This is a genomic window from Mesorhizobium sp. M5C.F.Ca.ET.164.01.1.1 (genome assembly GCF_004792125.1).
Classification (GTDB): Bacteria; Pseudomonadota; Alphaproteobacteria; order Rhizobiales; family Rhizobiaceae; genus Mesorhizobium; species Mesorhizobium wenxiniae.
In genome coordinates this window covers 741,102-754,768 of record NZ_SRTG01000002.1, presented here as the reverse complement: position 1 = coordinate 754,768, position 13,667 = coordinate 741,102, and the positions used below count along the sequence as shown (strand labels likewise).

General features: G+C 62.9%; 13 protein-coding genes. 8 read left to right on the top strand and 5 right to left on the bottom strand.

Going from position 1 to position 13,667, the window contains the following annotated elements; translation table 11 throughout:
* Nucleotides 1–106 precede the first annotated feature (106 nt).
* The 5 genes from mltG to fabD all read right to left on the bottom strand — a co-directional run bounded on the left by mltG (nt 107) and on the right by fabD (nt 4,908).
* Nucleotides 107–1,345 (bottom strand): endolytic transglycosylase MltG, encoded by a 1,239-nt coding sequence (gene mltG / locus EN807_RS20290; RefSeq protein ID WP_135936398.1) that lies wholly within the window; start codon nt 1,343–1,345, stop codon nt 107–109.
* A gap of 102 nt (nt 1,346–1,447) precedes the next feature.
* On the bottom strand, nt 1,448–2,710 hold the full coding sequence (gene fabF, locus EN807_RS20285) for a beta-ketoacyl-ACP synthase II (protein ID WP_135936397.1): 1,263 nt from the start codon (nt 2,708–2,710) through the stop codon (nt 1,448–1,450).
* A gap of 34 nt (nt 2,711–2,744) precedes the next feature.
* Nucleotides 2,745–2,981, bottom strand: a complete 237-nt coding sequence (locus EN807_RS20280; RefSeq protein ID WP_006203723.1) for an acyl carrier protein — start codon at nt 2,979–2,981, stop codon at nt 2,745–2,747.
* 189 nt (nt 2,982–3,170) lie between these two features.
* The gene (gene fabG, locus EN807_RS20275) at nt 3,171–3,908 is read right to left on the bottom strand and encodes a 3-oxoacyl-[acyl-carrier-protein] reductase (RefSeq protein ID WP_029354396.1); all 738 of its coding nucleotides are present in this window, start codon (nt 3,906–3,908) and stop codon (nt 3,171–3,173) included.
* 58 nt (nt 3,909–3,966) lie between these two features.
* The gene (gene fabD / locus EN807_RS20270) at nt 3,967–4,908 is read right to left on the bottom strand and encodes an ACP S-malonyltransferase (protein WP_135936396.1); all 942 of its coding nucleotides are present in this window, start codon (nt 4,906–4,908) and stop codon (nt 3,967–3,969) included.
* 247 nt (nt 4,909–5,155) lie between these two features.
* Between fabD and EN807_RS20265 the strand changes: the two genes are divergently transcribed.
* The 8 genes from EN807_RS20265 (at nt 5,156) to EN807_RS20230 (ending at nt 13,667) form a co-directional block, all read left to right on the top strand.
* Nucleotides 5,156–7,099 carry an LTA synthase family protein gene (locus tag EN807_RS20265; RefSeq protein ID WP_127313632.1) on the top strand — a complete coding sequence of 648 codons (1,944 nt, stop codon included), beginning with the start codon at nt 5,156–5,158 and terminating at the stop codon, nt 7,097–7,099.
* Between the two features lie 299 nt (nt 7,100–7,398).
* Nucleotides 7,399–7,893: a 30S ribosomal protein S6 gene (gene rpsF, locus EN807_RS20260; RefSeq protein WP_029354402.1), complete on the top strand. Its 495-nt coding sequence runs from the start codon at nt 7,399–7,401 to the stop codon at nt 7,891–7,893.
* Nucleotides 7,893–8,141, top strand: coding sequence for a 30S ribosomal protein S18 (gene rpsR / locus EN807_RS20255; protein WP_006203718.1), 249 nt, complete (start codon nt 7,893–7,895; stop codon nt 8,139–8,141). Before rpsF ends, rpsR begins: the two co-directional genes overlap by 1 nt.
* 266 nt (nt 8,142–8,407) lie before the next feature.
* Nucleotides 8,408–8,992: a 50S ribosomal protein L9 gene (rplI, locus tag EN807_RS20250; protein ID WP_135936395.1), complete on the top strand. Its 585-nt coding sequence runs from the start codon at nt 8,408–8,410 to the stop codon at nt 8,990–8,992.
* 277 nt (nt 8,993–9,269) lie between these two features.
* Nucleotides 9,270–10,559 carry a cyclopropane-fatty-acyl-phospholipid synthase family protein gene (locus tag EN807_RS20245; protein ID WP_135936394.1) on the top strand — a complete coding sequence of 430 codons (1,290 nt, stop codon included), beginning with the start codon at nt 9,270–9,272 and terminating at the stop codon, nt 10,557–10,559.
* Between the two features lie 85 nt (nt 10,560–10,644).
* Nucleotides 10,645–10,968, top strand: coding sequence for a YnfA family protein (locus tag EN807_RS20240; protein ID WP_135936393.1), 324 nt, complete (start codon nt 10,645–10,647; stop codon nt 10,966–10,968).
* A 3-nt stretch (nt 10,969–10,971) separates the two neighbouring features.
* Nucleotides 10,972–11,934, top strand: coding sequence for a small ribosomal subunit Rsm22 family protein (locus EN807_RS20235; protein ID WP_135936392.1), 963 nt, complete (start codon nt 10,972–10,974; stop codon nt 11,932–11,934).
* 242 nt (nt 11,935–12,176) lie between these two features.
* Nucleotides 12,177–13,667 (top strand): replicative DNA helicase, encoded by a 1,491-nt coding sequence (locus EN807_RS20230; protein ID WP_135936391.1) that lies wholly within the window; start codon nt 12,177–12,179, stop codon nt 13,665–13,667.

Here is a 13,667-nt window from a genome sequence, read left to right as displayed (position 1 = left end):
CGGAGCGCCCTTCGCGCCGAATCGGACGCAAGGCGCTCATAATCACAAAATCAGCACGTCCCTGCCGTCAAACGAATCGGAGGAACGATCCCAGAACCGTCCGGCGCTACTGCGCCGCTCCCGCGTCGCCATCATCGCCGCCGTCCACCGGCGCATCGGTCTGACCTTCCACCTTGGCGGCGTCGGCCTTGGCAGTTCCGGCCTTGACAGCGTCATCGGCCAGCTTCTTCTGCAGCGCCCGGTAGCGGGCGACGTTCTCATTGTGCTCGGCGAGCGTCGCGGCAAAGACGTGACCGCCGGTGCCGTCGGCGACGAAATAGAGGTCGTCGGTCTTCGACGGGTTGGCTACCGCTTCCAGCGCCGCGCGGCCAGGATTGGCGATCGGCGTCGGCGGCAGGCCATTGATCAGATAAGTGTTGTAGGGCGTCGGCTTCTTGATGTCAGACTGGTAGATCGGGCGGTCCGCGGGTTTGCCCTTGCCGCCGAACAGGCCGTAGATAATGGTCGGATCGGACTGCAGCCGCATACCCTTGGCCAGCCGGTTGAGAAAGACGGCGGCGACCCGTGAGCGTTCGTCGCCCTTGCCCGTCTCCTTCTCGACGATCGAAGCCAGGATGACGAAGTCGTCGACATTGGCCAGAGGCAAATCGGGGGCGCGCCGCTGCCAGACATCCTCGACCAGCTTCTTCTGATCCGCCAAAAGCTTGTCGACCATCTGCTGGCGTGTCGCGCCGCGGGTGAAACGCAGCGTGTCGGTAGCAAGGCTGCCCTCGGGTGGAATGGTCGCCGGCATATCGCCGTCGAGCGCTGCCTGCTCGGCGATGCGCTGCAGCGCCTGCTCGACCGTCAGTCCCTCGGGGACGGTCAGCGAATACATCACCGACTTGCCGCTCTTCAGCAACTCCATGATGTCGCGCATGGAGGCCTGCGGCTTGACCTCGTATTCGCCGGCCTTCAGGGCAGAATCATTGCCAAAGGCACGCACGCCAAGGCGGAAGATGCGCGCGTCGCTGATCAGTCCGCGCCGCTCGAGCTGCTCTGCAATTTCCTGGACGCCGGTGTTCGGCTTGACCAGAAAGGTGTCGGCATTGGCAGACGGGCCGGGCTCGTTGAATTCCTGCTTGCCGAAATACAATGCAAAACCGGCCGCCAGAATCAACAGCATCACCAAGGAGATGACGAAGTTCATGAACACAACGAACTGGCTGCGCGAGGCGCGCGAGCGCTTGGGCGGCGGCGTGCCGGCTTCGGGCCGCAATGCCTCGCTGGCCGTCTTCGGCACGATCGGACTCGACGGTGTGGACCGTTGCCCGAATTCCCCGTTGTCCGCCGCATTCGTGTTCATGGCGCCCTACCGCTTGGTCTTGCAACGAATCCCCTTGGGCAGAGTAGGGGCGAATATGGCAAAATTGACGGCACGCATACGCCGTGCCGGCCGGCTGACCGGTCAGCCATTGTAGCGCTGGAAGATCAGCGAGGCGTTGGTGCCGCCGAAGCCGAAGGAGTTGGACAGCGCCACGTCGATCTGGCGGGAGCGCGGCTTGTGCGGCACCAGGTCGATCGCCGTCTCTCGCTCCGGGTTGTCGAGATTGATGGTGGCCGGCGCGATGTTGTCGCGAATGGCGAGAATCGAAAAGATCGCCTCGGCGGCGCCCGCCGCACCCAGAAGATGGCCTATCGACGACTTGGTCGACGACATCGATATTTTCGACGCGGCGTTGCCGACCAGCCGCTCGACGGCGCCGAGCTCGATCGTGTCGGCCATGGTCGAGGTACCGTGCGCATTGATGTAGTCGACGTCTGCGGGCGTCAGCTTGGCCCGGTTCAGCGCCGCCACCATGCAGCGGAAGGCGCCGTCGCCATCTTCGGCCGGCGCGGTGATGTGATAGGCATCGCCGGTCAAGCCGTAACCGGTGACCTCGGCATAGATCTTGGCGCCGCGCGCCTTGGCGTGTTCCAGCTCCTCCAGAATGACGACGCCGGCACCCTCGCCCATGACGAAGCCGTCGCGGTCACGGTCATAGGGACGCGAGGCCGTTTCCGGAGCTTCGTTGCGGTCGGTCGACAGCGCCCGGCAAGCGGCGAAACCGGCGATCGACAGCCGGGTCACCGGCGCTTCCGCGCCGCCTGCGACCATCACGTCGGCATCGCCCCACATGATCAGCCGAGCTGCATCGCCGATAGCATGCGCGCCGGTGGAGCAAGCGGTGACGACGGCGTGGTTGGGGCCTTTCAGCCCATGCCTGATCGAAACCTGGCCGGAGACGAGATTGATGATCTGGCCGGGGATAAAGAACGGGCTGATGCGGCGCGGACCGCGCTCCTTCAGGATCATCGCGTTCTCGGCGATGCCTTCGATGCCGCCGATGCCGGAGCCGATCAGCACGCCGGTGGCGCACTGCTCCTCATGGGACTTCGGCGCCCACCCCGAATCCTTCAGCGCCTCGTCGGCGGCCGCGATCCCGTAGAGGATGAAATCGCCGATCTTGCGCAGTTCCTTCGGCTCGAGAATGGCCTCGGGATTGAAGGTGGCGTTCTCACCATTGCCGCGGGGAACGACGTGGGCGACCTTGCAGGCAAGATCCTCCACCTCGAACTCGGTGATGCGCTTGGCTGCGCTGCGGCCGGTCAGAAGCTCCTTCCAGCCATGCTCGAAGCCCACGCCGAACGGCGAAAGCAGCCCAAGGCCCGTGACGACGACACGCCTCATCGCAGGTCCTCCTCAGTGGTGACTGCAAATAGCGTCAGGCCGAAGCCTTATCGATGTACTTCACCGCATCGCCAACAGTCAGGATGGTTTCGGCCGCATCGTCCGGGATCTCGACGCCGAATTCTTCTTCGAACGCCATGACGAGTTCGACCGTGTCGAGACTGTCCGCGCCCAGATCATCGATGAAGCTCGCCTGCTCCGTCACCTTGTCGGCATCGACGCCAAGGTGCTCGATAACGATCTTCTTGACGCGCTCTGCGGTGTCACTCATTTGGGCATCCTCGTCTTTTGTTTGTCTGTCTTCGTTAGCGGGCGGAATGCCGCTAATCAAGCTGAAAGATGGTCCTGTCGGAAACGCAACGGCACCGGACCGGTTTTTGCCCGAACCGCCGGGTTGCGGGCCGCATTACACGAAAATCGGGCTAGGTCCAAGGCGAAAAGGGGTGTTTTCCCGCAACTGTCAAATCATCGCCATGCCGCCATTCACGTGAATGGTCTGGCCGGTGACATAGGCAGCTTCGTTGGAAGCGAGATAGGCGACGGCCGAAGCGACTTCGGCGCTGGTGCCCATGCGCCGTGTCGGGATCGCCGCCATGATCGCCTCTTTCTGCTTGTCGTTGAGCTTGTCGGTCATCGCCGATTCGATGAAGCCGGGGGCGACGCAGTTGACCGTGATATTGCGGGTGGCAATCTCCTGCGCCAGCGACTTGGAAAAGCCGATCATGCCGGCCTTGGAGGCGCAGTAATTGGTCTGGCCGGGATTGCCGGTGACGCCAACCACGGAGGTGATGTTGATGATGCGGCCATGCCGGCGCCGCATCATCGGATGGGTGAGTTCGCGGGTCAGCCGGAACACGGCGGTCAGATTGACCTCGAGCACCGTATCCCAGTCGGCGTCCGCCATGCGTACAAACAGACCGTCCTTGGTGATGCCGGCATTGTTGACGAGAATGTCGACGCCTTCGAGATCGGCCTCGACCTTCTGGCCGAGCGCCTTGACCTCGTCGCGATTGGAAAGGTTCGCCGGGAACAGCTTGACCCGGTCGCCGAGTTCGGCCGCCAGCGTCTCCAGCTTTTCGACGCGGGTGCCGTGCAGGCCGACGACGGCGCCCTGCGCATGCAGCACCCTGGCGATCGCCTCGCCGATGCCTCCCGATGCGCCTGTGACGAGGGCCTTGCGGCCGGTCAATTCGAACATGTCTTGATCTCCTGATCTAAGAGAGAACACCCTGCGGGCGGGGTCAAATCTCGGTTGGTTATGCGAGCGCCGCCAGCGCCGCGTCGACATCCGCCGGCGTGCCGACGGCGCCGGTGCCCATATCGCGGTTGATGCGCCGCACCAGTCCCGACAGCACCTTGCCGGCGCCCACCTCGTAAAGCGTCGCAATGCCATTCGCGTCGAACCATTCCACCGTTTCGCGCCAGCGCACGCGGCCGGTCACCTGTTCGACCAGGCGGCGGGCGATTGCGTCCGGATCGCTGGACGGAGTGACCGACACGTTGGAGACCACGGGCACGAACGGCGCGCTCTTCGTGACTTCGGCCAATGCCTCGCGCATGACCTCGGCCGCCGGTGCCATCAGCGCCGAATGGAAGGGCGCCGAGACCTGCAGCATCAGCGCCCGCTTGGCGCCCTTTTCCATGCACAGTCTCGCCGCCAGTTCGACCGCCGCGCCGGCGCCGGAGATCACCAGTTGGCCACCGCCATTGTCGTTGGCGATCTGGCAAACTGAATCTTTGGCCGCTTCAGCGCAGGCGTCTTCGACATCGGCCTGTTCCAGCCCGATGATCGCCGCCATGGCGCCTTCACCGGCCGGCACAGCCGCTTGCATGGCATTGCCGCGGATACGCAAGAGCCGGGCCGCATCGGCCACCGAAACGAAACCGGCGGCAGCAAGTGCCGAATATTCGCCGAGCGAGTGGCCGGCGACATAGGCGACCTTGTCCCTCAGCGAGAGGCCGCGCGATTCCAGCGCCCGGATCGCGGCGAGCGATACAGCCATCAGCGCCGGCTGGGCATTGGCGGTCAGCGTCAGCCTCTCTTCCGGCCCTTCCCAGATCAGCTTCGACAGGTTTTCGCCAAGCGCGTCATCGACCTCTTCGAAGATATGTCGCGATTCGGGAAAGGCGTCCGCGAGGTCCTTGCCCATGCCGACAGCCTGGCTGCCCTGTCCCGGAAAGGTGAATGCAACGGCCATGTGTGGCTCCCAAGCGGCTGATTTTTCCTGCCTGTGACGCAAGGCGGGCAGGCAAGTCAAGTCCGCTGGCAGCCCGACCCGGGTCGCTCCGGCTCGGTATCGCTGGCCGAGTACCTGTTCCAACAGGCTTTTTTTCGATCACTCATGATGAAAATCGCTCACGATTCGTTTGCTGGCTCTTCATATTTCAGCCACAGGCGCTAGCTTTTCGTGACATATCGATGACAGCTCAATGACACTTTTGTGTATGGTCGGGGGAACTAAGGTGGCAAGGACTAGGAAGGGCGTTGGCAAAGCCGCGCCACAGTTTCTGGAAGGCGATCCGGCCACTGGCTATCTGCCGGGCCGGAAATGGCCTGTTATTCGTTATGGCCTCGTCAGCCTGCTCGCCGCCACCATCCTGGTTTTTGCGATCGAACTGATCGTGCGCGGCGACTTTGCCGGTACCGTCGCCTTCTTCCTGCAGCCCTTCAAGCCGGGCTGGACCACCATCATCATCTTCGCGCTGATCCTGGTCGGCCTCGACGCCGTGCTCGGCCGCAGCCACCAGAGCCTGATGATCGTCGCGCCGCTGACGCTGGCGCTGGCCTTTGTCGGCCATCAGAAATCGCTCTATCTCGGCGATCCGCTCTATCCGACCGATTTCCTCTATTCACGCCAGATCGTGGCGCTGATGCCGCTGCTGGTGCGCGAACGTCCGGGAACCGCCATCGCTCTGGCGATCGGCATCGTTGGCAGCCTGTCGCTGCTCGTTTATGGCTGGCGGCTCTGGCGTCGCCGGGTACCGGTGCTCAGCCGCAAGGGGCGCCTGGCCCGGCTGACGCTGACCGTGCCGCTGCTCGCCTTCTTCGTCTCGATCATGGACTATGCAACCTTCTCGTGGACGCGTGACCGGCTGCAGATCATCCCGATCATGTGGGACCAGAAGGAAAACTACGCCTCCAACGGTTTCGCGCTCGCCTTCGCGCTCAATGTGCCGATGGCCCATGTCTCGGCGCCTGCCGGTTATTCCGGCAAGTCGATCGCAGCGATCGACAGGCCTGATGTGACGGCCTCGGTACCGGCCGAGAAGCCCGACATCATCATCGTCATGAGCGAATCCTTCTGGGATCCGACTGAGCTGCCCGGCGTCACCATCACGCCCGATCCGATTCCCAATGTGCGGGCGCTGCGCTCGGGCTACATGTTCTCACCCGAATTCGGCGGCATGACCGCCAATGTCGAATTCGAGGCGCTGACCGGCTTTTCCAACGCCTTCCTGCCGGCCGGCAGCATCCCCTACCAGCAATATGTCCGCGCGCCGGTGCCGTCGATGGCGACGTTCCTGAAGAGCCAGGGCTATGAGACGCGCGCAATCCATCCGGGGACGAGCTGGTTCTGGAACCGCACGCCGGTCTATGCGGATTTCGGCTTCGACGACTTCAAGTCGGAACAAAATATGCCATATCTCGAAAAGCGCGGTCCTCTGGCCTCGGACGCGGCGATGACCGACGAGATCATCCGCGAGGCGGATGCCACCGACGATCCGCTCTTCTTCTTCGCCGTCAGCCTGCAGAATCACGGACCCTACGAGCCGAATCGCTACTACAATCCGACCCACAAGGTGCAGGCGCCGACCAGCCAGTGGGCAAAGGATTCACTGCTGAGCTTCACCGAGGGTGCATCCGACGCCGATAAGGGCCTCGAGCGCCTTGTCGAATGGGCGAAGAATCGCCAACGGCCGACAGTCATCGCCTTCTTCGGCGACCATCTGCCGCCGCTCGGCCCGGTCTATGTCGAGACCGGCTTCCTCAAGGATAATGTCGCGCCGCGCAAAGAGCCGCCTGACCAGATGCTGCTGCATCACCAGACGCCGCTGGTCGTATGGTCGAACCGCACCGGGCCGGCCGCGGACATGGGCGCGGTAAGTCCGGCTTTCCTGCCCTACCATATCCTGACCACGGCCGGGATCAGCCATCCCTATTACACCGGCTTCCTCGGCCAGATGCGCGAGCGCTACAGCGTCGTCGATCGTAATTTGTTGATGACGCCGACGGGCGAGGACACGCCCGACTGGGCGCGACAGAAGAAGATCGATCCGGCCATTCGCGATTTCCGTCTGCTGCAATACGACATGATGTTCGGCAAGCGCCATGCGGCGCCCGATTTCTTCCCGGAAACGGTGAACAAGCGCGTCCCGCATACAAGCTGAAGATGCCGCGACGTATCGTCCTTGGAGCGGCGGGTTTTCTGCTCGCCCTTGCCTTGCGGTCAAATTCCTGTATAGACGCCCGCAATCTGCCGGTCCTTGCTGGGGGCTGAACGGAGGGCCGGAGGTTTTTCGAAACCTTCGTGTGGAGCCAGAAGCGCTTCCGCCTCCCGTGTCTCCGCTCTCGACCGTCTCGTCATGCTCCTTTCTTCCCCGCCCCCTCTAGGGATCGGCGGGTCAGAGAAGTTGCAGAGGCTTTTGCCGCGGAACCGGGAGAGAAACGAAGAAAGGCAAAGAACAATATGGCTCTTTACGAACATGTGTTTCTTGCCCGGCAGGACCTCTCGCAGCAGCAGGTCGATGCGCTTGTCGAACAGTACAAGGGCGTCATCTCCGCGAATGGCGGGTCCGTCGGCCGGGTCGAGAACTGGGGACTGAAGTCCCTCACCTACCGGGTCAACAAGAACCGGAAGGCATACTATACGCTGATGGACATCACCTGCCCGCCGGCCGCGCTCAACGAGATGGAGCGCCAGATGGGCCTGTCCGAGGATGTGCTGCGTTTCCTCACCATCAAGGTCGATGCACATGAGGAAGGCCCGTCGGCGATGATGCAGAAGCGCGAAGAGCGCTCGGAACGCGGCGGCTTCGGCGACCGTGACCGCGGTCCACGCTCGTTCGGCGACCGCGATCGCGGCGACCGTGGCGATCGCCCGCCGCGCAGTTTCGGTGGCGATGCCGGTGCAGATCGTGGTCCGCGCCGTCCGCGCGAAGGTGTTGAAGGGGGTGCAGAATAATGGTCGACATCAACCAGATCCCGACCCGGCGCCCGTTCCATCGCCGCCGCAAGACCTGCCCGTTCTCCGGAGCAAACGCGCCTAAGATCGACTACAAGGACGTACGTCTTCTGCAGCGCTACATTTCCGAGCGCGGCAAGATCGTGCCGTCGCGCATCACCGCCGTCAGCCAGAAGAAGCAGCGCGAGCTCGCCAAGGCGATCAAGCGCGCCCGCTTCCTCGGACTGCTGCCCTACGTGGTTCGCTAACACTCTTTCAGCGGGCGGTTCGCCGCCCGCTTTACCCAACGGCGACGGGCGCCGCAGGGTTGAACTTGATCGATGCATGTCGTTGTCCCAAAACCGGGACCACTTTTGGGCGACATGCATTGAAAATCCCGGGTTGAGGTGAAGACCTCTAACTGCCGCGACAGGCAGGACAGCGACATAGGCGGCAACGCCCTCAGCTTCCTGACCTGTTCCAGACAATTCAGCGTCGATGCCAGTGATTGGCGCCCAAACGAAGGAACAAAACTATGGACGTCATTCTTCTCGAGCGCGTTTCCCGCCTCGGTCAGGTGGGCGATACCGTCAAGGTCAAGGATGGATTCGCCCGCAACTTCCTGCTGCCGCAGGGCAAGGCGCTGCGCGCCAACGAAGCGAACAAGAAGAAATTCGAAGGCCAGCGCGCCCAGCTCGAAGCCCGCAACCTCGAGCGCAAGTCCGAGGCCATGCAGATTTCGGAAAAGCTCGACGGCAAGAGCTTCATCGCCGTGCGATCGGCCGGCGAAACCGGCCAACTCTACGGCTCGGTGTCGACCCGCGACATCGCAGAGCTTTTGACGGCGGAAGGCTTTTCGGTCAACCGCAACCAGATCCTGCTCAACCAGCCGATCAAGACCATCGGCCTTACCAATGTGGCGATCGCGCTGCATCCGGAAGTCGAGGTCACCATTACGCTCAACATCGCCCGCACCGCCGACGAAGCCGAGCGCCAGGCCAAGGGCGAGACGCTGACCACAGCCGAAGCTATCTATGGCGACGACATCAACGACAATGCGCGCCCGGACAACTTCTTCGATCCCAATGCCGAGTTCGAAGGCGGCGAAGACAACGGCTGATTGCACGTCACAAGGCGTCAGAGCGGCGCTTGAAAGCGTTTCGTCGGCTTCCAGTCACTTCTGGACCAATGCCCGGGCCCCTCGCCTGGGCATTTTTGTGCCAAAAGGAACTTTTCGAACCCCTATATGTTGAGGCAGACTACAGTGCGGCGCGTCCTTTTGACGCGCAAAGGAAGCTGTAGAACTTGTTTTGGCGCATGATCCTTTCCGAAAATGGGATCCGATTTTCGGGGCCATGCGCCGAGATAGCGCGTCTGGCCGAGAGGGGATATTGGTCATGAATATTCTGCTGAAACGCATTCTCGACCGCCTGGTGCGCACCGGCAACCTCAAAGTCACCGGACCGAAAGGCCTCTCGGTGATTTTCGGCGACGGCACTGGCGATCCGGTGCACATGCACATCAAGACCGCGCATGCCGAGCGCGCCATCACCTTCGATCCGATGCTGGCGGTGCCGGAGGCCTACATGGACGGCGAACTCGACATACTCGAGGGCGGCGTGCTGGGGGTGATGCGTATCGCTTTCCAGAACATGGGTAGCGGCGGCATCGATGCCACCTGGTCGAAGGCAATCGAGGGTCTGCGCCACGCCTTCCGCCGCCTGCAGCAGATCAACACGGCGGCGCGCGCGCGCCGCAACGTGCAGCGCCACTACGATCTATCGGGCGAGCTCTACCGGCTCTTCCTGGACGAGGACATGCAGTATTCCTGCGCCTATTTCGAGCGGCCGGATATGACGCTCGACGAAGCCCAGGCCGCCAAGAAGCGCCACATCGCCGCCAAGCTCAGGCTGAAGGCCGGTCAGACGGTGCTCGACATCGGCTCCGGCTGGGGCGGGCTCGGCCTCTATCTCGCCAAGTCCTTCGACGTAGACGTGCAAGGTGTGACGTTGTCGACCGAGCAGCATGGCGTCGCCACCGACCGCGCCCATGCGCAAGGCCTGGAAAACCGCGTGCATTTCGAATTGAGGGATTATCGCGAGCTCAACGAGCGCTTCGACCGCATCGTCTCGGTCGGCATGTTCGAGCATGTCGGCGTCAACCACTACCGCACCTTCTTCGACAAATCGGCGACGCTCTTGAAGCCGGACGGCGTCATGCTGCTGCACACGATCGGCCGCTCCGGCGTGCCGTGGGCAACCAGCGCCTTCGTCCGCAAATACATCTTCCCGGGCGGCTATATCCCCTCGCTCTCGGAAGTGATGCCTGCGATCGAAAAGTCGGGCCTCATCGTCACCGACATCGAAATCCTGCGGCTGCATTATGCCGACACGCTGAAGCACTGGGGCGAGCGCTTCGCCGCAAACCGCGACAAGGCTAAGGCGATTTACGACGAGCGTTTCTGCCGTATGTGGGAGTTCTACCTAGCAGCCTCGGAAGCCGCCTTCCGCTGGCAGGATCTGGTGATCTTCCAAATCCAGATCGCCAAGAAGAACGACACGCTGCCGATGTCTCGCGACTATATGGCCAAATGCGAGAAGGCGCTGGAGATGCGCGACATGGGACATCGCCCAAAAGCCCCTACCGCCAAGCCCGCGCGGCGGCGCAAGGTGGCGGATACGGAATAGACTGCCGGCGATCGCCCCATTGCGGCTTGCCTTTGCCGGCCCGCACGCTGAAAAAGGTCTCGTCGTCGCCGCGAGACCTTTTTTCATGACCTATCTCATCTTCATCGTTGCTGCCCTCGCCGAGATCGCCGGCTGCTTTTCGATCTGGGCGTGGTGGCGGCTGGAAAAGTCGCTGCTGTGGCTGGCGCCAGGCCTGGCCTCGCTCGCATTGTTCGGCTTCCTGCTGGCGCTGGTAGACGTCAGCGCGGCGGGCCGTGCCTATGCTGCCTATGGCGGCATTTACATCGCCGCCTCGCTCGGATGGCTGTGGCTGGTGGAAGGCGTGCGTCCCGACCATTGGGATCTTGCCGGGTCCGCGCTCTGCATCGTCGGCACCTCGGTCATCCTGCTCGCACCTCGGGGTGCCTGAGCTATGGAACTGCCTATCCCGCTTCGACAGGGCGTCGAGCGCCTCCTCGAAAAAGTGCCGCTGCCGACGCTGAAGCAAGCGGCAAAAACGCTGTCGGACCGTTACCGCGCCGAACTGCGCGACGGCCGCCTGCACATGGCCGAGGAGATGGCGGTCAAGGCCTATCTGGCGACGCGGCTGCCGGCGACCTATGCCGCCGTCCGTGCCAGCCTCGATGCGCTCAGCGAGGCAAGACCCGATTATGCTCCGAAAACCCTGCTCGATATAGGCGCCGGCCCTGGTACGGTGCTCTGGGCCGCGCTCGATGTCTGGCCCGACCTCGAGCAGGCGGTGCTCATCGAGGCGAGCGCCGCGGTGCGCCGGGTCGGCGAGGCGCTTGCCACTGAGGCGATGACGGCCATGGTCGCCTGGCAGGCCGGCGATGTCACCCTCGATCTCGCCGATCTCAAGCCGGCTGAGCTGGTCACCTGCGCCTATGTGCTGGACGAGATCGGACCGGCGTCGCTGCCAAAACTCATCGACCGGCTCTGGCACCTGACCGACAACACGCTGCTGGTCGTCGAGCCGGGCACGCCGGCCGGATGGCAGCGCATCCTTGCCGTGCGCCGGCAGCTGGTCGAGGCGGGCGCGCATGTGCTTGCGCCTTGCCCGCATGAGGCTCCCTGCCCGCTCGTGCCGCCCGACTGGTGCCATTTTTCGCGCCGTGTCGCGCGTTCGCGCCTGCACCGGCTTGCCAAAGACGCCGACGTGCCATGGGAGGATGAGAAATTCATCTACGTCGCTGCCTCACGGCAAGCTGCCCCATCCCGCGCCGCTCGGGTGATCGCGCCGCCGAAATCCGGCTCCGGCAAGGTCCTGCTGAAACTTTGCGAAAAGGACGGCAGTGCCGACGAGAAACTGTTCACCAAGCGCCACGGTGAACTGTTTAAGGCGGCGCGGCGGCTGGACTGGGGTGATTCCGTCTAGCGGCTTCGGCCCGCGTCCACTACACACTTGATTTTGTTCTTCATTTGTTCTAGCTATCGCGCAGAATCACGACCTTACCGAGTCAACCGGAATCGGAGCACGGGAATTCCGTCCTGTGGACGGTTTATCGTTCCTGTGAACAGTGGGCATCAAAGCCGGTTGGACAGGTACTGTTGCAGATAAGTCAGCACTGATTTTTCCCATTCTGATATCGAGGAGCCGGGATCGAAATCGGGGACATCATGGCAGAGGCAGCACGAAAATTCGGCGTGGCGGAAACACCGCTCTATCGCGAGGCACCGAACAACATCGAAGCCGAGCAGGCGCTGCTCGGCGCCATCCTCGTCAATAACGATGCTTTCTACCGCGTCTCGGATTTCCTGAAATCCGGCCATTTTTACGAGCCGCTGCATAGAAAAATCTTCGAAGTCGCCGCCGAACTCATCCGTATGGGCAAGATTGCGACACCGATCACGCTGAAGACCTTCCTGCCTGCCGACGAGAAGGTCGGCGACATGACGGTTGCTCAATATGTGGTACGGCTGGCCGTCGAAGCGGTCACCGTCGTCAACGCCGCCGACTACGGCCGTGCCATCTATGATCTCGCCACGCGACGCGCACTGATCACCGTCGGCGAAGACATGGTCAACATCGCCTACGATGCGCCGGTCGACATGTCGCCCTCCGAGCAGATCGAGGATGCCGAACGGCGCCTGTTCGAACTGGCCGAGACCGGCCGCTACGATGGCGGCTTCGAGAGCTTCACCGATGCGGTCAAAACCGCCGTAGACATGGCCAACGCCGCCTATATGCGCGACGGCCACCTGTCGGGCGTCGCCACGGGCCTGCGCGATCTCGACCGCCGCATGGGCGGCCTGCAGCCATCCGATCTGATCATCATCGCCGGCCGCCCCGGCATGGGCAAGACCTCGCTCGCCACCAACATGGCCTTCAACATCGCCGAAGCCTATGTGCCGGCGCAACAGGCCGACGGCTCGTTCAAGGCGGCCAATGGCGGCGTCGTCGGCTTCTTCTCGCTCGAAATGTCGTCGGAACAGCTCGCCACCCGCATCATTTCCGAGCAGACCGAAATCCCGTCGTCAAAAATCCGCCGCGGCGAGATCAGCGAGATGGACTTCGAAAAGCTGGTCGCCTGCTCGCAGACCATGCAGAAGATTCCGCTGTTCATCGATCAAACCGGCGGTATCTCGATCGCCCAGCTCTCGGCGCGCGCGCGCCGGCTGAAGCGCCAGCGTGGTCTCGACGTCATCGTCATCGACTATATCCAGCTCATGCAGGGGTCGAGCGCCAAATCCTCGCAGAACCGCGTGCAGGAAATCACCGAGATCACCACCGGCCTGAAGGCGCTGGCCAAGGAGCTTGCCGTGCCGATCATCGCGCTGTCGCAGCTGTCGCGCCAGGTCGAAAGCCGCGACGACAAGCGCCCGCAGCTCTCCGATCTGCGCGAATCGGGCTCGATCGAGCAGGACGCCGACGTGGTGATGTTCGTCTATCGCGAGGAATACTATCTGAAGAACCGCGAGCCGAAGCCCGGCACCGACGAATACATCAAATGGGAAAACGAAATGAACGAGATGCGCGGCAAGGCGGAAGTCATCGTCGCCAAGCAGCGCCACGGGCCGACCGGCTCGGTCAGCCTCGCCTTCCAGGGCGAGTTCACCCGCTTCTCCGACCTCGCCGAGGAGCATCATTTGCCGGACAGGTTCGAGTAG